The 21,578-nt window shown below is 70.3% G+C and carries 19 protein-coding genes; 7 read left to right on the forward strand and 12 right to left on the reverse strand.

Features of this window, described 5'->3' with window-relative positions; translation table 11 throughout:
- Window positions 1-316 precede the first annotated feature (316 nt).
- Window positions 317-1,486: an acyl-CoA dehydrogenase family protein gene (locus AB0B28_RS07565; RefSeq protein WP_360118136.1), complete on the reverse strand. Its 1,170-nt coding sequence runs from the start codon at window positions 1,484-1,486 to the stop codon at window positions 317-319.
- Between the two features lie 266 nt (window positions 1,487-1,752).
- On the opposite strand from AB0B28_RS07565, the gene AB0B28_RS07570 reads away from it, so the two are divergent.
- A complete protein-coding gene (locus AB0B28_RS07570) occupies window positions 1,753-3,147 on the forward strand; it encodes a UDP-glucose/GDP-mannose dehydrogenase family protein (protein ID WP_360118139.1) in 1,395 nt (464 codons plus the stop codon).
- A gap of 302 nt (window positions 3,148-3,449) precedes the next feature.
- Here the strand turns inward: AB0B28_RS07570 and AB0B28_RS07575 are convergent, their stop codons facing one another.
- Together AB0B28_RS07575 and AB0B28_RS07580 are read right to left on the reverse strand one after the other, a co-directional pair.
- Window positions 3,450-3,698, reverse strand: coding sequence for a hypothetical protein (locus AB0B28_RS07575; protein WP_360118142.1), 249 nt, complete (start codon window positions 3,696-3,698; stop codon window positions 3,450-3,452).
- A gap of 3 nt (window positions 3,699-3,701) precedes the next feature.
- Entirely contained in the window at window positions 3,702-4,280 is a 579-nt protein-coding gene (locus tag AB0B28_RS07580; protein ID WP_360118145.1) for a non-oxidative hydroxyarylic acid decarboxylases subunit B, read from the reverse strand.
- A 51-nt stretch (window positions 4,281-4,331) separates the two neighbouring features.
- On the opposite strand from AB0B28_RS07580, the gene AB0B28_RS07585 reads away from it, so the two are divergent.
- On the forward strand, window positions 4,332-5,219 hold the full coding sequence (locus AB0B28_RS07585) for a polysaccharide deacetylase family protein (protein ID WP_360118148.1): 888 nt from the start codon (window positions 4,332-4,334) through the stop codon (window positions 5,217-5,219).
- 26 nt (window positions 5,220-5,245) lie between these two features.
- On the opposite strand, the gene AB0B28_RS07590 is transcribed toward AB0B28_RS07585, so the two are convergent.
- The 5 genes from AB0B28_RS07590 to AB0B28_RS07610 all read right to left on the reverse strand — a co-directional run bounded on the left by AB0B28_RS07590 (window position 5,246) and on the right by AB0B28_RS07610 (window position 11,650).
- The gene (locus AB0B28_RS07590; protein ID WP_360118151.1) at window positions 5,246-5,683 is read right to left on the reverse strand and encodes a hypothetical protein; all 438 of its coding nucleotides are present in this window, start codon (window positions 5,681-5,683) and stop codon (window positions 5,246-5,248) included.
- 375 nt (window positions 5,684-6,058) lie between these two features.
- Window positions 6,059-8,038 carry a CDP-alcohol phosphatidyltransferase family protein gene (locus tag AB0B28_RS07595; RefSeq protein WP_360118154.1) on the reverse strand — a complete coding sequence of 660 codons (1,980 nt, stop codon included), beginning with the start codon at window positions 8,036-8,038 and terminating at the stop codon, window positions 6,059-6,061.
- On the reverse strand, window positions 8,035-8,886 hold the full coding sequence (locus tag AB0B28_RS07600) for an ABC transporter ATP-binding protein (RefSeq protein WP_360118157.1): 852 nt from the start codon (window positions 8,884-8,886) through the stop codon (window positions 8,035-8,037). The genes AB0B28_RS07595 and AB0B28_RS07600 overlap by 4 nt, the downstream gene beginning before the upstream one ends.
- 93 nt (window positions 8,887-8,979) lie before the next feature.
- A complete protein-coding gene (locus tag AB0B28_RS07605; protein WP_360118160.1) occupies window positions 8,980-9,333 on the reverse strand; it encodes a hypothetical protein in 354 nt (117 codons plus the stop codon).
- On the reverse strand, window positions 9,323-11,650 hold the full coding sequence (locus AB0B28_RS07610; RefSeq protein WP_360118163.1) for a glycosyltransferase: 2,328 nt from the start codon (window positions 11,648-11,650) through the stop codon (window positions 9,323-9,325). Before AB0B28_RS07610 ends, AB0B28_RS07605 begins: the two co-directional genes overlap by 11 nt.
- Before the next feature lie 322 nt (window positions 11,651-11,972).
- Between AB0B28_RS07610 and AB0B28_RS07615 the strand changes: the two genes are divergently transcribed.
- Complete coding sequence (locus tag AB0B28_RS07615; RefSeq protein WP_360118166.1) at window positions 11,973-13,472, forward strand: glycosyltransferase; 1,500 nt, start codon at window positions 11,973-11,975, stop codon at window positions 13,470-13,472.
- A 4-nt stretch (window positions 13,473-13,476) separates the two neighbouring features.
- The gene (locus AB0B28_RS07620) at window positions 13,477-14,946 is read left to right on the forward strand and encodes a glycosyltransferase (protein ID WP_360118169.1); all 1,470 of its coding nucleotides are present in this window, start codon (window positions 13,477-13,479) and stop codon (window positions 14,944-14,946) included.
- Here the strand turns inward: AB0B28_RS07620 and AB0B28_RS07625 are convergent.
- Window positions 14,875-15,993 (reverse strand): glycosyltransferase family 2 protein, encoded by a 1,119-nt coding sequence (locus AB0B28_RS07625; protein WP_360118172.1) that lies wholly within the window; start codon window positions 15,991-15,993, stop codon window positions 14,875-14,877. The genes AB0B28_RS07620 and AB0B28_RS07625 overlap by 72 nt on opposite strands.
- A gap of 337 nt (window positions 15,994-16,330) precedes the next feature.
- Here AB0B28_RS07625 and AB0B28_RS07630 point away from each other — a divergent pair, with 337 nt between their 5' ends.
- Window positions 16,331-17,605: a nucleotide sugar dehydrogenase gene (locus AB0B28_RS07630; RefSeq protein ID WP_360118175.1), complete on the forward strand. Its 1,275-nt coding sequence runs from the start codon at window positions 16,331-16,333 to the stop codon at window positions 17,603-17,605.
- A 170-nt stretch (window positions 17,606-17,775) separates the two neighbouring features.
- Here the strand turns inward: AB0B28_RS07630 and AB0B28_RS07635 are convergent, their stop codons facing one another.
- A complete protein-coding gene (locus AB0B28_RS07635) occupies window positions 17,776-18,012 on the reverse strand; it encodes a hypothetical protein (RefSeq protein ID WP_360118178.1) in 237 nt (78 codons plus the stop codon).
- A 118-nt stretch (window positions 18,013-18,130) separates the two neighbouring features.
- Between AB0B28_RS07635 and AB0B28_RS07640 the strand changes: the two genes are divergently transcribed.
- On the forward strand, window positions 18,131-18,871 hold the full coding sequence (locus AB0B28_RS07640; protein WP_360118181.1) for a GntR family transcriptional regulator: 741 nt from the start codon (window positions 18,131-18,133) through the stop codon (window positions 18,869-18,871).
- A gap of 75 nt (window positions 18,872-18,946) precedes the next feature.
- Here AB0B28_RS07640 and AB0B28_RS07645 read toward each other — a convergent pair whose 3' ends face one another.
- Window positions 18,947-19,708, reverse strand: coding sequence for an ABC transporter permease (locus tag AB0B28_RS07645; RefSeq protein WP_360118184.1), 762 nt, complete (start codon window positions 19,706-19,708; stop codon window positions 18,947-18,949).
- A 2-nt stretch (window positions 19,709-19,710) separates the two neighbouring features.
- Window positions 19,711-20,679, reverse strand: a complete 969-nt coding sequence (locus AB0B28_RS07650) for an ATP-binding cassette domain-containing protein (RefSeq protein ID WP_360118187.1) — start codon at window positions 20,677-20,679, stop codon at window positions 19,711-19,713.
- Window positions 20,680-20,839: 160 nt separating this feature from the next.
- Here AB0B28_RS07650 and AB0B28_RS07655 point away from each other — a divergent pair, with 160 nt between their 5' ends.
- Window positions 20,840-21,508, forward strand: a complete 669-nt coding sequence (locus tag AB0B28_RS07655) for a PadR family transcriptional regulator (protein ID WP_360118190.1) — start codon at window positions 20,840-20,842, stop codon at window positions 21,506-21,508.
- Window positions 21,509-21,578: the final 70 nt, after the last annotated feature.

Here is a 21,578-nt window from a genome sequence, read left to right on the forward strand (position 1 = left end):
CCGGGCATGCGGCGACCATGGCGACCGTCCGGGGGAAGGGAATACGGCAACGGTAAGCAGAGTTCACCGGTCGTTCAAGTCACCGTCGCATGTCGAGACTGATTCGTTATCAGAGCACGACGGCCCGTTAGGACACATGGGACTCACCCGATCGAACGAGCCGCCGCAGGCAGACCCCCTTCCGGGCCCGACGAGATGCCGCATCCGGTTCTGCGGCGTTCGCGCGCATCGGTCCGGGGTTGTTCCCCGGGGACGCGACAAGCGGAGAGGCGAGACCGGATCGCCCCGGTCTCGCCTCTCGGCTGCGATTGAACGGTCAGAACGCCTTGCCGCGCTGGAGTTCTCGGGCGATCACGATTCTTTGGACCTGGTTGGTGCCTTCGTAGATCTGGGTGATCTTGGCGTCGCGCATCATGCGCTCGACCGGGAAGTCCTGGGTGTAGCCGTAGCCGCCGAGGACTTGGACCATGTCGGTGGTGATCTGCATGGCCGCGTCGGAGGCGAAGCACTTGGCGGCGGCGCCGAAGTAGGTGAGGTCGGCGTCGCCGCGTTCGGACTTGGCGGCGGCGGCGTAGGTGAGTTCGCGGGCGGCGCTGATCTTCATCGCCGCGTCGGCGAGGAGGAACTGGACCCCTTGGAACGCGGCGATCGGCTTGCCGAACTGCTCGCGCTCGGCCGCGTAGGCCGTGGCGGCGTCGAGCGCGCCCTGCGCGATGCCCAGGGCCTGCGCGGCGATCGTGACGCGGGTGTGGTCGAGGGTGCGCATCGCCAGGGAGAAGCCCTGGCCGACCTCGCCGATGAGGCGGTCGGCCGGGAGGCGCACCGAGTCGAGGTAGACCTCGGCGGTCGGGGAGCCCTTGACGCCGAGCTTCTTCTCGGGCTTGCCGAACGAGACGCCCGCGTCGCCCTTCTCGACCACGAACGCGGAGATGCCGCCCTTCGCGCCGAGGTCCGGGTCGGTCACGGCGAAGACGGTGTAGAACTCGCTGACGCCCGCGTTGGTGATCCAGCGCTTGACGCCGTCGAGGACCCACTCGTCGCCGTCCTTGACCGCGCGGGTGGTCATCGAGGCCGCGTCGGAGCCGGCCTCGGGTTCGGACAGGCAGTAGGAGAACATCGCCTCGCCGGAGGCGACGGCCGGCAGGTAGCGGCGCTTGAGGTCCTCGGAGCCGTCCAGCAAGAGCGGCAGCGAGCCGAGCTTGTTGACCGCCGGGATGAGCGAGGACGAGGCGCACGCGCGGGCGACCTCCTCGATCACGATGGCGGTGCCGAGCGCGTCGATGCCCGCGCCGCCATAGGTCTCGGGGATGTGCGGGGCGTGGAGGTCGGCCGAGCGCAGCGCGGCGTAGGACTGCTCGGGGAACGTGGCGGTGGCGTCGGCCTCGGCGGCGTGCGGGGCCACGCCCGCGTCGCACACGTCGCGGGTCGCCGAGCGGATGTCGGCGTACTCGTCTGGCAGCTGATAGGGGCTGAACCCGGTGGACATCAGTGGCTCCCGGCAGTTGTTACTCGTCAGTAAGATAGGGCGAGTGTAACTCACCCTAAGGCGCGCCCGTGACAGGCAACACCGTGAGTTTTACACGCCTTCCCTGCAACGTCATGGGAAGTTCATGCGTGAAGCTGAATATACGGTGGCACGGGCAATAGGCGGATTCACGTACAATTCGAGGTCGCCGCGCGAACCGAGGCAGCGACCACGCGGCTGCCAGACCGAGGCACCACGCCGCACCAGCACAGACAGGGCACGCATAGATGGCCAACGCGAACCAGAACCCCTCGCAGAACACCACGACCCGACCGCGCATCTCGTTCCTGGGCTGCGGCTACCTCGGGGCGACCTACGCGATCTGCTTCGCGGAGCTGGGCTACGAGGTGATCGGGTACGACGTCGACACCGCCAAGATCGAGGCCTTCGCCTCCGGCACCGTCCCCTTCCACGAGCCGGGCCTGCCCGAGCTGCTCAAGAAGAACCTCGAATCGGGACGCCTGCGCTTCACCACCGACGTCCAGGCCGTGGCCGACTTCGCCGACGTCCACTTCATCTGCGTGGGCACCCCCCAGCGCAAGGGCGAGCCGGGCGCGGACCTGTCCTACATCGAGGCCTCGGTCGTCGACCTCTCCCGGCACCTGTCGCGCAAGGTCCTCATCGTCGGCAAGTCGACCGTCCCGGTCGGCACCGCCTCCTGGGTCCAGGAGCTCGTCGACCGCCACGCCCCCGAAGGGCTCGGCGTCGAGGTCGGGTGGAGCCCGGAGTTCCTCCAGGAGTCCAACGCGATGCACGACGTCCTGCGCCCCAACCGCATCGTCTACGCCGCCCAGTCCGAATGGGCCTCCCAGCTGCTCAAGGACGTCCACCGCGGCATCCTCGAACTCGCCGCGGTCGAGGACCGCGAGGTCCCGGTCGTGGAGACCGACCTGGCCACCGCGGAGCTGGTGAAGGTCGCGGCCAACGCGTTCCTGTCGACCAAGATCTCCTTCATCAACGCGATGGCCGACCTCAGCGAGGCCGCCGGGGCCGACGTGGTCGACCTGGCCAAGGCCATCGGCTACGACCAGCGCATCGGCAACAAGTTCCTGCGCGCCGGGATCGGCTTCGGCGGCGGGTGCCTGCCCAAGGACATCCGGGCGCTCTCGGCGCGGGCCCGCGAGCTCGGTGTGGGTGAATCGTTCCGATTCCTCGACGAGGTCGACGCGGTCAACACCCGCCGCCGCACCCACACCGTGCGCTCGGTCGCGAACCTGGTGGGCCGCACCTCGGGCCCGAACGGGCCCGACCTGTCGGGCGTGCGCGTGGCCTACCTGGGCGCGACCTTCAAGCCCGACACCGACGACATCCGCGACTCCCCCGCGCTCGCGGTGGCCCGCAAGCTGCGCGCCGCGCGCGCCGACGTGGTCGTGTACGACCCCGAGGGCCTGGAGAACGCCAAGGCCGAGGCCCCCGAGCTCAGCTTCGTGAAGACCCTCGCCGAAGCGGTCGCGGGCGCGGACGTGGTGTGCGCGATGGTCCCGTGGGAGGAGTTCCGCACCCTCGACCCCGAGGCCCTGGGCCAGCAGGTCGCCGAGCGCCGCATCCTCGACGGCATGAACGCCTTCGACCCCGAGCGCTGGCGCAGCCACGGCTGGACCTACCAGGGCATCGGCCGCTAGACGAAACGTGAAACGGGGTTTTCCGGCGCATTGCGCCAGAAAGCCCCGTTTTCTATCCCATACCCACGCAAATCGCCCGCCTGGGGACCCCCCATTTCAATCATCGCGCTCGGGTACGACATCGCACCAAAGGCGATGTTTCGATCAAGGCGCGAGGGCTGCTCGCGCCGACGGTCGTGCGCGCGGCGGGGCCGGGAAGCCGGTCATGACGCGGGGTTCACTTGGCCGAACGGCTGCGCCGGGAAACCGTGCGAGCTTCACCTCGGTGAACGGTCGTGCGCGCGGCGAGGAGGAGGGGCCGGTCAGGGTGCGAGGTTCACTCGGGTGAAAGGCCAGGCGTGGGGCGGGCGGTCGACGAGTTCGCCGGGCGGGTCGAGCAGGTGCCGCGGGGGCCGGTCGCCGACGGTGATCACCACGACGCGGTCGCCGGCGATGAAGACCTCGGTGCGAAGTGTGGGGTCCAGGCCCCGCACGCCTTCGTCGAGGACCCATCGCAGCAGTTCGGCGCCGCGGCCGTCAGCGGCCTTGGCCTCCCACATGAGCGTGTCCACGCGCTACTCCTCCGGGGTGTCGTCCAGGCCCTCCCAGCGCCGGGCCTTGGCGCTGTCGAGCCCGAACTGGTCGAGGGTGCGGGCGACCACGTGGTCGACCACATCGTCGATCGTCTCAGGCCGGTTGTAGAAGGCCGGCACCGGAGGCAGCACGACCGCGCCCATGCGCGAGAGCGCGAGCAGGTTCTCCAGGTGGATCTCCGAGAGCGGGCTCTCGCGGGCCAACAGCACCAGGCGGCGGCGCTCCTTGAGGGTCACGTCGGCCGCGCGGCCGATGAGGCCGTCGGTGAAGCCGGTGCGCACCGACGCCACGGTCTTCATCGAGCACGGCGCGATGATCATCCCGTCGGTGCGGAACGACCCTGAGGAGATCGGCGCGGCCTGCTCCGCGGGCCCCCACGCGTGGTCGGCCAGCGCGGCCACGTCGGCGGGGCTGTACTCGGTCTCCAGCCGCAATGTGGTGCGGGCCCAGCGGCTCATGACCAGGTGCGTCTCGACGCCTTCGATGTCGCGGAGTTCCTGGAGGAGCCGGACGCCGAAGATCGCGCCCGTCGCTCCGGTCATGCCGACAACGAGTCGCATGGGACCTCCCGAATCCACCGTCCTGTGGCACAGGACACCTACAATCACGGCATGGGGCGTCACAAACTGGGCATTGCGGCAGCGATCGTGGCGATGCTGGCGCTCGCTTGGCTGTGGCCCGAAGGCGAAGCGCCGTCTTCGGGGTCCCTGGCCTCGGCCGAGCCTACTGTGTCGGAGTCGCCTACGCCGGGGAGCGAGGACGGCGGGGAGGCCGAGACCACGGCCCCCGCCGACGAACAGGCGGGCGAGCCCACCGGGGAGTCCCCGGCGAGCGACGCGCCCGCGAGCCCGAGCGCGGAGCCGGAGGCCCCGGCGGCCGAGCCGGTGGCCGTGTACGAGGGCCCGCTGGGGACACGGAACCACACCGGTTCGGAGGCGGTGGCGCTGACGTTCGACGACGGTCCGTCCCCGGAGTGGACGCCGCGGGTCCTGGACATGCTGCGCGAGCAGGGCGTCAAGGCCATGTTCTGCGTCATCGGCGCTTATGCGGAGGCCTATCCCGAGCTCGTGGCCGACATCGTGAACGAGGGGCACACGCTGTGCAATCACTCGTGGTTCCACGAGTTCGACCTGGGAACGTGGAGCGAGGCGGAGATCCGCGCGAACCTCCAGCGGACCAACGACGCGATCACCAAGGCCGCCCCGGGAGCGGACATCCCCTATTTCCGGCACCCGGGCGGGCAGTGGACCGACAAGGCGATCGCGGTGGCCGCCGACCTCGGCATGGAGTCGCTGCACTGGACCGTCGACCCCTCGGACTGGGACAACGCGACCACGAAGAAGCAGATCGAACAGCGCGTGCTGGACGCGAGCTCGCCGGGCGCGATCGTGCTGCTGCACGACGGCGCGTCGAACCAGAAGGACATGTGCGGGGCCCTGGAGGAGATCTTCGCGGAGTTCGCGCGGCGCGACTACACGTACACGGCGATGGGGTCGTAGGCAGGCGGGACGTTCACCGGCGTCGGCTAGCGGAGCCGTTCGGGCATCTTGCGGCCGGGCAGGAGCGCGAGGAACGCGAGCGCGAGCAGGCCGACGCTGGCGCCGGCCTGGGCCGGGAAGGCCATGCCGATGATGCCGCCGGACTCGTTGTCGTCCTTTTCGCCCCTGGGGCCGGATTCCGGGGAGGCGCCGTCGCCTTCGGGCCCGGGGCCGTTGCCGCCGTTGCCGTCCTCGCCTTCGCTTCCGGTGGGATCGGCGGTGCCGTCACCGTCGTAGCTGGGGCTGGGGACCGGTTCACCGGAGGGCCAGGGGCTGGGCTCGTCGACCAGGATCCAGTCCACTTCGGAAATGGTGGAGTCGGTTCCGGGGTCGGTCTCGCCGGTGTTCCAGGGCAGCGCCAAGATCCCCACCGCCCCGATCACGGTCGCGGCGAGGACCAGACGCGGAACCCGACACTTGCGCACAGGTACACCTTAGTCGCGAGCGGCCAGGGTTGCGCGCCCGTCGGGGTATGTAGCCCGAACGAGTTCGCTTGGCGGTCAAGCACGACCGTCATCGAAGGCTCGTTCGTGCCCGCGCGCGCCGTGGTGGGAGCGGGCGGCGGAGTCCGAAGTGACCGGTCGGTGCGGGAGGCGCGGAAGGGAGGACGAGGGCGGCGCTCGGGACCCGCGGCGGGGCGGGTGTGGACGGGGCCTGTCGAAAAGGCATGTGGCACGCCAGGTCCGACGGCGGAGCGGAAACGGCCGCGGTCGAGAAGGGCGCAGGTGATCGCTGCACGGGGACGCGAGCTGAGCCGGTTGCGACGCTGCCGATCGGCCGGTGGCGTCGGACCCGGCGGGTCAGGCCGCTGCTGCCTTCGATGCCCGGACCGTGCCTGCGACTACCGCTCCGACGAAGACCGCTGCGATGTAGACCGCGAGCGCGGCGTACACGGCCGTGGCCACTGCCGGGGTGGTCGCGACCGCTATGGCGCTCGCGATGATCGCGATGAGTGCCCGGGCGGGCCAGCCGAGGCCGAGGTCGCGGCGGGCCACCGGGGAGGCGGCCTTGTCGAGTCCGGCGGCGAGGTCGTAGAAGTAGAGCGCGATGACGGTGAGCAGCGCGTACAGGACCGGCCAGGCCACGCCCGCGCAGATCCCGGCGGCGGCGATCGCGCCGAGTTCGACGGCGCGGAGCCCGGCGGGGATGAACCAGTCGAGGACGCCTTCGTGGTCGGTGCGGGCCACCGAAGCTGCCACGACGAGCGCGAGGGCGGCGAGCCCGAACGGGACCCACGGAGGCGTGTCGAGGGCCGCGGCGAGCACGGCGCCCGCGGCGGCGAGGACGGCGGCGGCGGTGGCCGCGAACGGGGTCATGTCGCCGCTGGTGGCGTTGCGGGGCACGAGCCGGGCGAGCGGGCCGTCGTCGCGGTGCGCGGCCCGGTCGGGGCGGCGCAGGGCGGCGGTGCGCGCGGCGAGCGAACGGAGCGTGCGTCCCAGGGTCGTGTACGCGAGCGCGGCGACCTGCCAGGTCAGCAGGGCCGCGAGGGCGATCTGGGGGCCGAACGCGACGGCGGCGACGGCCAAGAGCAGCCAGCGTTCGCCCACGGGCGCGACGATGGTCCGCTTGATCCAGTACAGGGGGGTGCGGTGGGCGTTGATGACCTGGTCGGAGGCCGAACCGAGCCGCTGCCCCAGGTGCGCGGCGCGCCCGACCGGCGGCGCGGACTCCCTTTCGCGGGCGCGGCGGACCACGGCGGTGTCCAGCAGGACCGCGTACCAGGTGTCGGCGGTGTGCTTGACGGTCTGGACGCACATCGACGCCAGGGCCAGGCCCCACGCGGCCGAGGCCGGGGCGCCGCCCGCCACCGCGCCGGCGGCGAGACCGGCGTAGATCGCGAACTCCTTGGTGCGGTCGGCCATCATGTCGAGCCAGCCGCCGAAGGACGAGAAGTTCTGGGTGTACCGGGCGAGCTGCCCGTCGACGCAGTCGAACACGAAACTGAAGTACATGAGCGCCGCGGCGGCGACGTACCACCACGACCATCCGGTCGTGAAGATCGCGGCCGCGCCGGCCGCGAGCGCGATCGACACCCACGTGATCGGGGTGGGGGTCCAGCCGAGGCGGGCCGAGAGCTTCACGAGTTTCGGCGACCACGAGGAGATCGCGTAGGTCGCGAACAGGTCGTCGTCGTGCTTGACGGCGTTGCGCAGCCGCCACGCGTCCACGTCGACCGCTTCGAACGCGGCGATGACCTCGCGCGCGGTCTGGGCGTCGGCGACCTGGCGGTGTTCGAGCCCGGCCGTGCGGTAGGCGTTGACGGGGATCGCGCGGGACTGGAGGAGCGCGAGGACCGCGGCGAACGCGTCGCCCGCGGCGTCGGCGGGCCAGTGCCGGCGGAGGCGTTCGAGGTGCGCCTCGGAGACCTTCGCGAGGCCGCCGAGGCGGGCCGGGCCGGGCCCGGGGCCGGTGACCAGGCCGCGGTCGACCGTGACCGGGGCCGCGGCGGGGTCGTCGGCGCCGACGAGGACACCGGAGCGCCGGGAGGAGTCGGAGAGGACCGCATTGATCGTGGTCGGGGAGGCGACCAGGTCGGCGCAGGCCAGGAACAGCGGCCCGCCCGCGAACGCGAGCTCGCCGATGTGCGCGAGGTCGGTCTCGGCGTCGATCGACTCGATCTGGGAGGCCTTGACGGGACGGTCGGTGCCGGGCCGGGTGAGGACGGTGACGTCGTCGCAGCCGGCGTCGCGGATCTGGGCGATCAGGCGGTCGAGGACGGTGCGGTCCTCGTCGATCTCGGCGTGGCCCCCAGGGGCCGGCAGGATGACCGCTCGACTCACGTGGCCGCCTCGACCGCGCCGGGGACCGGCGGGGCCGCGGCTTTCTCCGCCGCGGCCTTGGCCGCGGCGGCCTTCTTCTTCTTGGCGGCGGCCCGGTCGGCGTCGCGCTTCTCGGCGGCCTTGTAGGCGTCCAGCGCCTCGGCGACCGTGCCGTCGGTCTCCAATGTGCCCGCGTCGAGGAAGATCCCACGCTCGCAGTACTTCTTCAGGTCGCCTTCGGAGTGGGAGACGAACACGAGGGTGCGGCCCTGGTCGAGCAGCCCCTTGATGACGGTGTGGCACTTGCGTTTGAACGCGGCGTCGCCGACCGCGAGCGCCTCGTCGACGAGGAGGATCGGGTGCGGCAGCTGGGTGATCACCCCGAAACCGAGACGGACCTTCATACCCGAGGAGTAGTGCTTGACGGGCGTGTCGATGAAGTCCTCGAGCTCGGCGAAGTCGACGATCTCGTCGAACTTCGACTTGATCTCCTTGTTCGTCATGCCGTGCAGGGCGCCCACGAGGTTCACGTTCTCACGGCCGGTGAGGTCCCCGGAGAACCCGGCGGACAGCGCGATCAGCGGAGCCACGCGGCCCTCGCGGCGCACATAGCCCTCGTCGGGGATGAGCACGCCGGTGATCAGGCGCAGCAGCGTGGACTTACCGGTGCCGTTGCGGCCGATGATGCCGACCGCGTCGCCGGGGAAGATGTCGAAGTTGACATGGCGCAGCGGCCAGAAGTCCTTGGTCGCGACGCCCTTCTGGTTGGCGGAGCGCCGCACGAACAGGTCCTTGACCCGGCCTTTCTTCTGCTTGCCTTTCGCGAAGCAGATCCCGAGGTCGCGAGCCTGGATGATCGGCTCTTCCATGGGGGCGGCCCTCCCGGAACAGGTGGTTGACACAGCGCGCCAATAGTACCGCCCGCATCGCGGGGCCCCATGAGGGCCGATCCGAGACGTTGCTCATGGTCCCGGCGCTGGCAGGAGCCGTAAGTCGGCTTCTTTTGCGGCGCGGCGGCGTTCGGCGGCGAGGCGTTCGACCTCGAAGGCGGCGAGGATTCTGCGGTAGGTGACCTCGGTGCGTTCGGCCGATTCGCGGGCTTCGCGCCTGGCGGTGCGCAGCTCGGCCCACACCAGCACCAGTCCGGTGAACGTGACCAGGCTCATCAGGGAGGACACGGTCCACAGGACGCGGGTGCCGCCGGCGAAGGCGACGGCGCAGAGCGCGGCGGCGGCGCAGGCCGCGGCGATGGCGGCGAGGCGGGCGAGCGGCGGGCGGCCGAGGCGGCGGTACAGGGCTTTGAGCTTAGTCTTCATCGCGGGCACTCACAGGGTCGGTCGAGGGGGCGGACAGCAGGCCCGCCACGAGGTGGCGGTACGAGTCGTGGCTGAACCGCTCGCGGACGCGCCGCTGGGCGAGCGCGCTCTGGGCCCCGAAGCGGTCGGGGTCGGCGTAGAGGGCCTCGATCAGCGGAGCCACCTCGGCCGGTTCACAGTAGAGGGCGGCGTCGCCGAACGTGGCCTCGAAGCGGGGCGGGAGGATCGCCACGCAGCCGGAGGCGAGGGCCTCCAGGACCGCGCGGCCGAACGCCTCGTACTGCTGGGGGTGGGGGAAGTACACCCAGAAGTCGAGTTGGTAGAGGAACGAGTCGACGTCGGTCTCGTTGTAGCCGTAGCAGGTCCAGGTCGCCGGGGGCGGTGCCCCGGTGGCGGCGACCACGGATTTGACGCCGCCCATGACGCGCACGTCCCAGCGTCCGTCGCCGGGGTAGACCAGCGGCAGGTCGGCGGGGGCGGGCCATTTGGTGCGGTCGTCGCGAGAGTGGCGCCCGACCACGGGCAGGAGCGAGCGGAACCCCTGACGGGGCGGGGCGATCTGGGCCGTCTCCAGGATGCCGGGCATGTCGAAGTCGGCGAGGGCCCCGGCGGTGAGGCCGCCGAGGGCTTCGCGGACCTGCGGGCCCTGCGGGACCCACAGGGGCGCGACGCCGAACATGTCGATCGCGTTGGCGTGGCACGCGTCGGGCACGTAGCGGGCGTCCGAGCCGTCGCGTTCGGCCGGGGCCTGGTTGGCCAGGACGACCATCCGAGCCGGGCGCACGTTCGAGCGCTCCCCGGAGCGGTACTGGAGGATCGGCGGATAGCGCAGCACCAACAGGTCGCAGACCACGTCGTCGGTGACCAGGACGTGTTCGACCTCGCCGGCGTTGATCATCCGCTGGATCGGCTCGCAGATCGGCCGGTCCTCGGTCGTCATGTGCCGCCACGACTCCAGGTGCATGACCGCGACCGAGCGGCCTTCGGCCGTAAGCGCCCGGATCTCCTCGATCGCGGACTTCTGGGGGCCGCCGAACGGACGCCAGTCGAGGCAGAACACGACGTCGAAATGCCTCTGGCGCTGCTCGCCGCGAGCCAGGGCGGCGTGGGCGGGGGCCCAGAACGGGCGCTGCCCGCGCTCCAGGCGCGGGTCGGCGTCATCGCGGGCGATCTCCTGGTGCCACAGCGGGTACGCCGACTGGTAGGCGTGGCGCGAGGGGTGCTTCCAGCCCGCGCCGAACTCCTCGCGCGAGAGCGACCCGGGGGCCTGGCGCATCACGGTGTCGCGCAACGGGAGACGGCGCACCGCGCCTGGGCCGTACGCGGCACCGACCCGGTGCAGGAACTCGGTGTCGGCGCCCTTGCGGACCTCGTCGTAGTAGCCGAGCCGGTCGAGCACGTCGCGGCGGAACATCATCGACGCGGTCGAGGCCGTGGTGAGGACCCGCCCGGGACGGGTCGCCGTGAGGTCCTCGTTGAACAAGAACGCCTCGCCGTACGTCAACTGCAGGCCCGGTTCGGCCAGCAGCGGCGCGATCGAACGGGCCAGGCGGCCGGGCGCGGCCCAGTCGTCGGAGTCCAGGCCCGTCACGAACTCGAACGGGATGTCGGCGGCGTCGATGTGGTCGAACGCGGTGTTGCGCGCCGCGAAGGTGCCGCCGTTGACCTCGCGGCGCAGCACCGTGACCCGGTCGTCAAGGGCCGCAGCGGCATCGAGCACCGCAGCGTATTCGGGGCCGGAGGCGTCGTCGACCACGACCGCCTCGAAGTTCACCCACGTGCCCTCGATCAGCGACCGCAACGCCGTCAGCAGGGGCAGCCCGGGCCGGTACGTGGTCATCACCACCGCGATGCGCGGTCCCTCCACCGGGACCCCCGGGGAGGCGGTCAACCGGTCGAACCAAGGCACTTCGGTATCGGGGCGAAGGCGCAGCTCGGGGTGCCCCGACAGCCGGCCCAACGCGGTGACCCACGCCGCCTCGTCGCCGCCGCGCTCCGGGTGCGCCAGATCCGCCTCCAACGCCGCGCGCGGGGCCGCGGCCATCCGCTTCCCGTACCGGCGCAGCAGGCGCGCGGCCCGCTCCGGGTCGAACGTGAACGCCAACTGCGCGTGCACGGCCGCGTCCCGAGCCTGCACCCGACGCGGTCCGGCGAGCGCCAACGCCAAGTCGTACAACGCCACCGCGTCCCGCCGGTCGGCTTCCGAACCGGTCTGCAATCCCACCACGCGAGCCAACTCGCAGAGCGCGGCCGCATCGGCCCTCGCCGGACCGAGCGACCCGGCCCGAGCCGCCTCCAGCAGCTGCGGAAGCGTCAAATCCGGGCACGCTGCGCGCGCGAGCAGATGCCGGCCCGCCGCAGAACGCGTGCGCAGCGCCGTCGCCGCCAGCGTCCCGGGCCGGCGCGTCCGCGCCCGAGCCAGGTAATCGTCAATGAGACCGGCGGGATACCGCTCGATCTCGTCCACACCGTTCACCGCATCCGTCTCAATTTCCAGATCCCAATTCACGCCATTAGCTCCGGCCCGGTCCCGCACGCCCAAATGGCGTCCGAACAATTGCCGTCCATTGCATAAACAGACGTTGAACAGCCAGTCCGGTCGTCCGACCCCGATCCGAGCGGGTTATCGTGAGGCCGAAATGAACGACTCACCTAAATGCCCGCGCATCGTCCGCAACGACTATAGGACGCTGCATCCGCCGACCTCCGGCGACTGGCGCCCCACCCTCACCGTGAGCGTCGTCGTCCCGGCCTACGGCAACCAGGAGAAACTCGACCTCACCCTGGCCGCACTCGCCGCCCAGACCTACCCGGCCGACCTGACCGAAGTGGTCGTCGTCGACGATAACTCGACCCCGCCCCTGCGCCTGCCCGAGATCCGCCCCGAACACACCCGCCTGGTCACCACCACGCCGGACTCGTGGGGCTCGGCGCACGGCGTCAACACCGGCGTCGCGCACGCCGACGGGCAGGTCATCCTCCGCCTCGACTCCGACATGGTCGCCTACGCCGACCACGTCGAGCAGCAGATGCGCTGGCACCACGGCGCCGACTACCTCGCCGTCCTCGGCCACAAGCGCTTCGTGGCCTGGGAGGCCGGGCACTTCACGCCCGCGCAGGTCCACGAGAAGGTCCGCTGCGGCGAGGCCGCCGCGCTGTTCGCCGTCGAGGACTCCCGCCCGCACTGGACCGAGCACGTCCTCGCCGACACCGACCATCTCACCACCCACCACCCGCTCAACTACCGGGTGTTCATCGGCGCCACCGGGTCCCTCCACCGCGACTTCTTCAAGACCGTCGGCGGTCTCGACACCGACCTGCGCCTGGGCTCGGACACCGAGTTCGCCTACCGCCTCGCCCAGGCCGGGGCCGTGTTCGTGCCCGAGACCGAATCCTCGGCATGGCACCTCGGCTTCCCGCAGATGCAGGAGAAAGAGCAGGAGGGCAGGCACCAGCGGGTCCCCTACATCGCCCAGCGCGTGCCCCTCCACGGGCTGCGCCGCACCGCGCCCCCGCGCGCCTGGCGCGTCCCCCTCATCGACATCGTGATCGACATCGCCGACGCCACCGCCGCGGAGGTCGACGCGTGCGTCGCGCCCGTCCTCGGCGGCCCCGACGGCGACGCCCGCATCACCCTCGTCACCGGCCAGGGGCCCGCCCCGCAGGACCGCGCTTCGATCCTGGGTGGCGAAGGCGCGCAACTGCGCCTGCTCGAAGAGCTCTACGACACCGAAGCGCGCGTGCGCATCAGCACCGACGCGCCCGAAGCCGACCCGGCAGTCCCCTACCGGCTCCTGCTCCCCGGGCCCGTGCCGCTGCGACCCGACAGCGTCGGCGGCGCACTCGCCGCCATCGAAAGAGTCGACGCCGGGCTCCTCCTGGCCCAGCTCCCCGGCGGCCCGCCAGCCAGGCTCGAACGCACCGCCGCGTTCGCGCGCGCCCGCCACATCACCGGCGGCACCGACCTCGACGCCACCGTGGCCGGGATCTGGGGCGCCGCCGACCACACCGGCCTCGCCGCCCCCGAGAACACCGGCACCGTGTTCGACCCGCCCCCCGCGAGCCTCGCCGTGCGCATGGTCCGCCGCTACTTCAACTCCAGGCAGAGGGCCCGCCTCCGCGCCCTCCTCAAGCGGTGACCGCGTGAACGAGCCAGCACCGGTCCTGCGCGGCAACGACTACGGCCCACTGTTCCGCATCGACGACCCCGAGGCGCACCTGAGCGTCAGCGTGGTCATCCCCGCCCACGGCCACCAGGACAAACTGGACGCGACGCTCGCTTCCCTTGCGGCGCAGACCTACCCGGGCCACCTGCTCGAAGTCGTGGTCGTCGACGACGGCACGCGGCCGCCGCTGCGACTGCCCGAGATCCGGCCCAGCCAGACCCGGCTCGTGTCGCCGCTGCCCGGCGGCTGGTCCTCCGCGCACGCCACCAACTCCGGTGCGGCCCAGAGCGATGGCGAGGTGATCCTGCGCCTGGACTCCGACATGCTCCTGTTCGACGACCACGTGGCCTCGCAGTTGCGCTGGCACCACAAGGCCGACTACCTGGCCGTGCTGGGGCACAAGCGGTTCGTGGAATACGCGGAAGGCGACCTCGACCCGGTGGCCGTGTTCGACGCGGTGCGTTCGGGAAAGGCCGCCGAGTTGTTCGAAACCGGTGAGGGCCAATGGATCGAGAAGATCATCGGCTCGACCGCGGGGCTGCGCGAGGCCGACCATCGGGCGTTCCGGGTGCTCGTCGGTGCCTCGTTCTCGGTGCCGCGCAGGCTGTTCGAGGCCGCGGGCGGCATGGACGCCGACGTGCTGCTGGGCTCGGACACGATCTTCGGCTACCGGCTCCACCAGGCCGGGGCGGTGTTCGTCCCCGACGACCGCTCCTCGGCTTGGCACCTGGGCCCGCGCCAGATCGCCTCCCGCGGGGAGCTCGCGAAACGCTACCGGCGACCGCGTATCGCCGCGCGCGTCCCCGAACTCGACCTCAAGCGCCCCAGGGCCTCTCGCGGCTGGGAGACTCCGCTGGCCGACGTGGTGATCCACGTCGGACCGCGGGACGCAATCGTTGTCGAGTCCTGTGTGGACGCGATCCTGTGCGGCTCCGCGCCGGACATCCGGGTCACGCTCCTCGGCGACTGGCCCGAGCCGCTCACCGAACGCCATGCGCCCCTTGACGACCCCGATCTCGATGCGCGACTGCTCATGGAGTCGTTCGCGGGCGAGCCGCGCGTGCGCTTTCAGGCCGCGATCGAAGTCGACCGGCGAGTGCCCTACCGGATCACGATGCCCGCCGACGCGACGCCGGGCCCGGACGCGGTGGCGTCTCTGGTGGGCTACGCCAACGAGTTCCGCCTCGGCGAGATCGAAGTGGCCCTGCCTGAAGGCTCGATCCGCTTGGAGCGCAAGGCCGCCGCGGCGCGCGCGGCGCACGTGGGCGCTTCGATCGAGGCGGTGTGGGGCAGTGCCCGGGTCGCTTCCGGACCGCTCACCGAAGCGTTCGGGGAGCGGTTCAGGCGAGTCGAGTTCGACCCCGAGACGCCGCGTTCAGGACCGGGAGACGCGGGAGTCGGTCCGAAGCGGGGCAAAGCCCTGGTCCGGCGTCTCCTGGGACGCTGACCCGGCCGGGCGGGCCGGTTCGGTCCTGGTGCGGCTGAGTCGCTTCGCGAGCTTGTAGACCTGCCGCAGGGCCTCGTAGCCCATGTAGGCGCGGGCGGCGAGGAGCCGCTGTTTGAGCCCTGCCACGCCGTCGGCGGGCTTCCACGCGTCGGGGCCGGGGTGGTAGCGGCGGTAGAGCTCTGAGGTGCGGCGGAAGAACTCACGGCGCTTGCGCGGGTCGACGCGCTCGGTGTTGCCGATGACGACCAGCAGGTGCCAGACCATGTGGTTGAACAAGGCGACGCGGATCCCGGCGTCCTCGACGTCCTCGAAGTCGTCCCAGGTGCGCTGCCACTGGGTGAACACGTCGAAGTGGCGGCCGTCGCGGGTGCGGGTGATGGAGGACCCGGCCCGCTGGCGCCACTGGTAGCAGCATTCGGTGACCACGGCGATCAGCTCGGCGCGGCGCAGCAGTCCGTAGGTCCAGGGGATGTCGGTGTACCAGCCGGCGGGGAAGTCGAGGTCGATGCCGGTGAGGAACTCACGGCGGGAGACCTTCGTCCACGGGGTGTGGGTGTAGTCGACGATCTGCGGCCACTCGGCGAGGGTGAACCCGGCCGGGTCGACCGGGCAGGTCGCGGCCAGTTCGGGGAGCTCGCCGATCTCGACGACCTCTCGGTCGGAAGCGCCGAAGGAGCGAACCTTCTCGTGCTGGACGAGCACCACGTCGGGCTTGTCGGGGCCCGCGACGGCGGCGAGGACATGGTCGACCGCGCCGGGCTTGAGTTCGTCGTCGGCGTCCACGAACCACACGTAGTCGCCGGTGGCCTGGGTCAGCCCGAAGTTGCGGGCGGGGCCGGAGCCGGCGTTGACGGGGGTGGAGACGACGCGGATGCGCTCGTCGCCTTCGGCGAAGCGTTCGGCGAGGGCGCGAGAGCCGTCGGGCGAGCAGTCGTCGACGACCACGATCTCCAGGCGGTCGCCGCCGCCGGGCACGATCGTCTCGAGGCACCCCGCCAGGTAGGCCTCGGCCTGGTAGACGGGGATGACGATGCTCAAACTGGGCATGCATTGATGGTAGCCCCAGAGAGGCAACCGCACCGTCCGGCGAATAGGGCCCCGGTCACGCCGCGAAGGCATTGTATTCGCATGTGAACAACCCAATTCGGGACCGCGGCGGTGCCGATCGGAGTGGGCGGCGCCCTTTTGCGAGACTGGTGAACTCTTGTCGATCAACGGGTGAACAGATTCGCGATCTGACCGCGAGCTGGATTGAATATGTCCGCAAGTTGAATGGATATCGAACGGGAGACTACGTTTGCCCTGGTCAGAGGATTACAGTTCGTCATTGGTAATCTCGATTGCGAGGAACCGACACCCCTGCCGAATCGCAAAGGACTCTACTGTGGCAACTGCCGAGCACGCATCCCCGATCGACCTGGTCGTCGTCGGGCAGGGCTATGTGGGTCTGCCGCTGGCCCAGGCCGCGACCGCCAAGGGCCTCAAGGTGGTCGGCCTCGACCGTTCGCAGCGGGTGGTGGACGCGCTCAATGCCGGCGTCAGCCACATCGACGACATCTCCGATGCCGAGCTGGGCGCGATGGTCCGCGGCGGGTACACCGCCAGCGCCGACGCGGCGGTGCAGGCGCGCGCGAAGGCGATCGTGATCTGCGTGCCGACGCCGCTGGGCGAGGCGGGCGGGCCGGATCTGGCGGCGGTGATCGGGGCGGCGAGGTCCGCGGGCGCGCACTTGCGGCGCGGGGCCTTGGTGGTGCTGGAGTCGACGACGTATCCGGGGACGACCGAGGAGGTCGTGGCGCCGATCCTGCAGGAGGAGTCGGGGCTGGTGCCGGGGGTCGACTTCCATCTGGCGTTCTCGCCCGAGCGGGTGGACCCGGGGAACCCGGTGTACGGGATCGTCAACACGCCCAAGGTGGTCGGCGGTCTCACGCCGGAGTGCACCGCTGCGGCGAAGGCGTTGTACGCGCGGTTCATTGACACGATCGTGGAGGCGAAGGGCACTCGCGAGGCGGAGATGGCGAAGCTGCTGGAGAACACGTACCGGCACGTCAACATCGCTTTGGTGAACGAGATGGCGGTGTTCTGCCGGGAGCTGGGCGTGGACTTGTGGGACGCGATCGGGTTGGCGAAGACGAAGCCGTTCGGGTATCAGGCGTTCTATCCGGGGCCGGGCGTGGGTGGGCACTGCATTCCGATCGACCCGAATTATCTGTCTTATAAGGTGCGCACGCTCGGGTATCCGTTCCGGTTCGTGGAGTTGGCACAGGAGATCAACAACCGGATGCCCGATTACGTGGTGTCGCGGGCGATGGCGAAATTGAACGCGAACGGCCTCGCGCTGTCGCGCGCGCGGGTGCTGCTGCTGGGCGTGACGTACAAGCCGGACATCGCCGATCAGCGGGAGTCGCCTTCGACTCCGGTGGCGCGCAAGCTGGCCGAGGCGGGCGCGGAGCTTGCCTACCACGATCCGCATGTGCCGTCGTGGTCGGTGGCGGGGAACGAGGTCGAGCGGGTCGCGGATCTGGCGACGGCGAAGGCGGATCTGATCGTGCTGCTGACGCATCACGCGGAGTACCGGCCCGAGGCGCTCCCGGCGGGGGTGCCGGTGCTGGACACGCGGGGCGCGCTGCGCGGGACCGACGGCGTCGAAACCCTCTGAAAACCGGACCGCGCAGACCCCCGCCCTCCCAGGGGGGCATCCCCATGTCAAGTCTTCCGCGGGGGTCCGACAGGAACCTGCCGTTCTTACCGTCGTTAAGAAAAATGTCAACCGAAAGAGGACCCGAGACGAGAAGATGAGGCAGCGCCACGCTGACGCGCAGCGGTGCCTTAGATCTCTCGCGCTCGATCCTGGATCGCGCGTAGCTCCGCGAAGCTGGTCGCACCGCTGATGGTCGAGCCGGGTTTGCGACTCAGAAGCGCGAACGCGGAGCCGTCGAACTCACGACCGAGACTGCCGCAAGCCGCTGCACCCGCATAGCGGTCGGCGATGTCGGCGACTATGCAATGCGCCAAGGTGTCGGCCTCGCGGAAGCTCAGGCCCGCGGGGAGGCTGAAGCGGAGCATGTAACTCGTCCTCCCACATCTCCCCGATGTTCTTCTCCCCGTAAGCATTCTCGCCTGGCACCCATCAGCGTCCGTCTGGGTAGGCTGAGGCGTCATCGTGCGAGGAGGAGCAATCGACATGCAAGGCAAGCAGGGCTCTGCGGCGGCGACCGCCGCCGAAGCGCTGCGCCGGCGAATCCTCGATGGCACCTACGGCCCGGGGCAGCGTATCCCGAGCGCCACTGCGATCGGCAATGAGTTCGGCATCGACCGCGGCACCGCCGCTCGGGTGCTCGCGCAGCTGCGCGAGACCGGGTTCATCATCACCAAGCCGGGATCGGGCAGCTTCGTCCGGACCTTCGAGCCGATCCGGCGCTCGTTCCCCTCTCGGTTGGTCGCATGGCGCGAGGGCCGGGCGATCCAGGATGCCGACACCGGCAAGCGAGCCCGGATGGTGGAGGTGGCCGTCGGCGAGGTGCCCGCGAGCGAGGCCGTCGCGGCGGAACTCTCGATCGACACCGGCGCGCCGGTGCTGCGCCGGTCCCGCCGGTTCGCCGTCGATGAGCGGCCGGTGCAGCTGGCCGACTCGTTCTACCTGCTCGACCTGGTGCGCTCGACTCCGATCGTCTACACCGACACCGGCCCCGGCGGGGTGTACTCGCGACTCGACGAGATCGGCCATGCCCCGGTCCGGTTCACTGAGCGGTTGCGGGCGCGGATGCCCGTGCCGACCGAGACCGAAGCGTTTGAACTGCTCGGTGGCACACCCGTCATCGCCATCACCCGCATGGCGTACGACCGCGAGGACCGCTGCGTCGAAGTCACCGAAATGGTGCTCGACGCCAGTGTCTACGAACTCGACTACCACGCCGTCATCTGAATCTTCGGCGAGGAACGGCGGGGCCCCGGGCGCTTCGCGCCCGGGGCCCCGCCGCATACGGGTTTCCTTGGAGGTCTAAGACACGGCGCGGGCGAACTTTCGGGTCGCCCACCATACGAGCAGGATCGTGAGCGCGCCGAGGATCACCGGGGCCTGCCACACGAAATGGTTGTCCACGTTGCCTGCGAACAGTTCTCGCGAGGCCTGCACCGCGTAGTAGAACGGATTAAAGTCGGCGACGTTCTGGAGCCACGTGGGGGCCATGACCATCGGCAGCATGATGCCGGAGATGAGCATGATCGGCTGCACGAGCGTGTTGATCGTGGGCGCCATCGCGTCCTCGCTCTTGAGCACGATCGCGAGCCCGAGCGAGACCGCCGCGAGCATGAACGCGGTGAGCATCACGATGAGCAGCATCAGACCCACGCCGGGCCAGTACACGTCGAGCTTGCCGGTGGCCGCGGCCAAGAGCACCAGCGCGAGCGACTGGAACACCGTGGTGGTGACCGTGGCGAGGGTGCGCCCGAGCATGAGCGCGGTGCGGCTGACCGGGGTCACCCGCATGCGTTCGATGACCCCTTCGCGCAGCTCGGCGATGAGGCCGAAGCCCACGAACGCCGAACCGAAGAGCGCCATCATGATGATCAGGCCGGGCACGAAGGTCTCCATCGCGCCGTTCTCGAAGCCGGGCATGCCGTCCATCGGCTCCAGGAGCGGCGCGAACAGGAACAGGAAGTAGATCGGCTGCACGAGCATCACGATCAGCCAGACCGGCTGCTTGATGTTGAGCTTCATGGCCCGGGAGTACACGAGCCAGGTGTCGCGGAAGATCTTCACCGTTACTTCTCCTCTCGCAGCGACCGGCCGGTCTGCTTCAGGAACACGTCGTCGAGGCTGGGCCGGTGCAGCTCGATGGAGGCCGGGGCGATGTCCTTGCCGTCGAGGGTGCGCAGGAGCTCGGGCAGGGCCGAGGCGCCGTCGTCGACGTACATGCGCAGGACGCTGATCCCGGTGGCCGGGTCGGGCTCGCCCGCTTCGATCTCGCGCACGAAGTCCTTGTCGCCCAAGAGGCCGAGTGCTTCGGTGGCGCTGCCGCCGATGCCGATGGCGACCACGTCGCCGGCGACGTCCTTCTTGAGGTCGAGCGGCGTGCCCTCGGCGACGATCTCGCCGTGGTCGATGATGGCGAGCCGGTCGCACAGGGCGTCGGCCTCGTCGAGGTAGTGGGTGGTCAGGAAGACCGCGGTGCCCCGTTCGCGCAGGGAGCGGACCTCGTCCCACATGTGGGCGCGCGACTGGGGGTCGAGGCCGGTGGTGGGTTCGTCGAGGAACAGCAGCTTGGGCTGGTGCATGATGCCGAGCGCGATGTCGAGGCGGCGCTTCTGGCCGCCTGAGTAGGTCTTGACGTTGCGATCGGCGTACTCGGCGAGCTGGAAGGCCTCCAGGACCTCGGCGGCGCGTTCGGCGGCGCGCTTCTTCGACATGTCGTAGAGGCGGCCCTGCATGATCAGTTCCTCGCGGGCGGTGACCTCGCCCCAGGTGCCGCCGGACTGGCCGACGTAGCCGATGTCGCGGCGCACCGCGGCGGGCTGCTTGGCGAGGTCGTGGCCGCACACGGTGGCGGCGCCCTCGGTGGGTTCGATGAGGGTGGAGAGCATCCGCATCGTGGTGGTCTTGCCGGCGCCGTTGGGGCCGAGGAGTCCGAAGATCTCCCCTTCCTTCACGGCGAGGTCGACGCCGCGGACGGCCTCGACGGTCTTGCCGCGGGACTTGAAGGTCTTCTTCAGTCCCTTGGTCTCGATGAGCATGGGTACGTACCTCGCGGTGGGTTCGGGCCGCTCCCGCCGGTGCTGGGTGCGGAACGCGACCGATTTCCTTGTTCAAGTTTGACTATATACGGGCCGAGCTCTAGCCCACAAGCAGGTATATACGCCTTGGGTGGAATAGTCAAAGGGGTAATATTGCGGCATGTGGAGCACGCGTCTGATCGTCCTCGGCCTGATCCGGTGGCTGGGTCCCGTCCACGGCTACCTGGTGCGCCGCGAGATCGACTCGTGGAAGATGCCCGGCGCGACCGAGGTCGGCGCGGGCTCGATCTACCACGCGCTCAAGCGCCTCGCGGCCGACGGGCTGATCGAGGTCGTGGCCACCGAGTCGGTGGACGACCGGCCCGCGCGCACCACGTACCGCATCACCGCCGCGGGCGAGGCGGAGTTCCAACGCACGCTGCGCGAGCGGCTGTGGGAGGTGGCCTCGGCCGACGACCCGTTCCACACCGCGTGGTCCTTCGCCTCGGTGCTGACCCCGGCCGAGAACGTGGCGATGCTGCGGCAGCGGACCGAGACCTTGTATCAGCGGGTCGAGGCGGTGACGATGATGCTGGCGGCCACGTCGCCGGACGCGGTCGAGGCCGAGGCGGCGTTCATGCCCGCGCACGCGAGGGCCCTGCTCAAGCGGCAGACGGATTTGTGGAACGCGGACGCGGAGTGGTGCGAGGAGACCGCGGGGCGGATCGAGTCCGGGGACCTGGTGATCGGGCCGGATCCGGACGCGGAGGCGTCGGCGGCGTGGCGTGAGGCGATCGCGAGCGAGCGGTTCGCGCGGGAGTCTGCGGTGTGGCGCGAGGCGTTCGAGTGAGATGGGCCTCCTGAACGATCGTTTAATAGATCATGCGAAAAAAACGACAACGGGTCTTGTGGAGACCATC

Source organism: Glycomyces sp. NPDC046736 (genome assembly GCF_040645615.1).
GTDB lineage: Bacteria > Actinomycetota > Actinomycetes > Mycobacteriales > Micromonosporaceae > Glycomyces.

Coding starts and splice junctions, on each gene's coding strand:
- AB0B28_RS07565 (WP_360118136.1), bottom strand. CDS start 1,486: ATGTCCACCGGGTTCAGCCCCTATCAGCTGCCAGACGAGTACGCCGAC.
- AB0B28_RS07570 (WP_360118139.1), top strand. CDS start 1,753: ATGGCCAACGCGAACCAGAACCCCTCGCAGAACACCACGACCCGACCG.
- AB0B28_RS07580 (WP_360118145.1), bottom strand. CDS start 4,280: ATGCGACTCGTTGTCGGCATGACCGGAGCGACGGGCGCGATCTTCGGC.
- AB0B28_RS07585 (WP_360118148.1), top strand. CDS start 4,332: ATGGGGCGTCACAAACTGGGCATTGCGGCAGCGATCGTGGCGATGCTG.
- AB0B28_RS07600 (WP_360118157.1), bottom strand. CDS start 8,886: ATGGAAGAGCCGATCATCCAGGCTCGCGACCTCGGGATCTGCTTCGCG.
- AB0B28_RS07605 (WP_360118160.1), bottom strand. CDS start 9,333: ATGAAGACTAAGCTCAAAGCCCTGTACCGCCGCCTCGGCCGCCCGCCG.
- AB0B28_RS07615 (WP_360118166.1), top strand. CDS start 11,973: ATGAACGACTCACCTAAATGCCCGCGCATCGTCCGCAACGACTATAGG.
- AB0B28_RS07625 (WP_360118172.1), bottom strand. CDS start 15,993: ATGCCCAGTTTGAGCATCGTCATCCCCGTCTACCAGGCCGAGGCCTAC.
- AB0B28_RS07635 (WP_360118178.1), bottom strand. CDS start 18,012: ATGCTCCGCTTCAGCCTCCCCGCGGGCCTGAGCTTCCGCGAGGCCGAC.
- AB0B28_RS07640 (WP_360118181.1), top strand. CDS start 18,131: ATGCAAGGCAAGCAGGGCTCTGCGGCGGCGACCGCCGCCGAAGCGCTG.
- AB0B28_RS07650 (WP_360118187.1), bottom strand. CDS start 20,679: ATGCTCATCGAGACCAAGGGACTGAAGAAGACCTTCAAGTCCCGCGGC.
- AB0B28_RS07655 (WP_360118190.1), top strand. CDS start 20,840: ATGTGGAGCACGCGTCTGATCGTCCTCGGCCTGATCCGGTGGCTGGGT.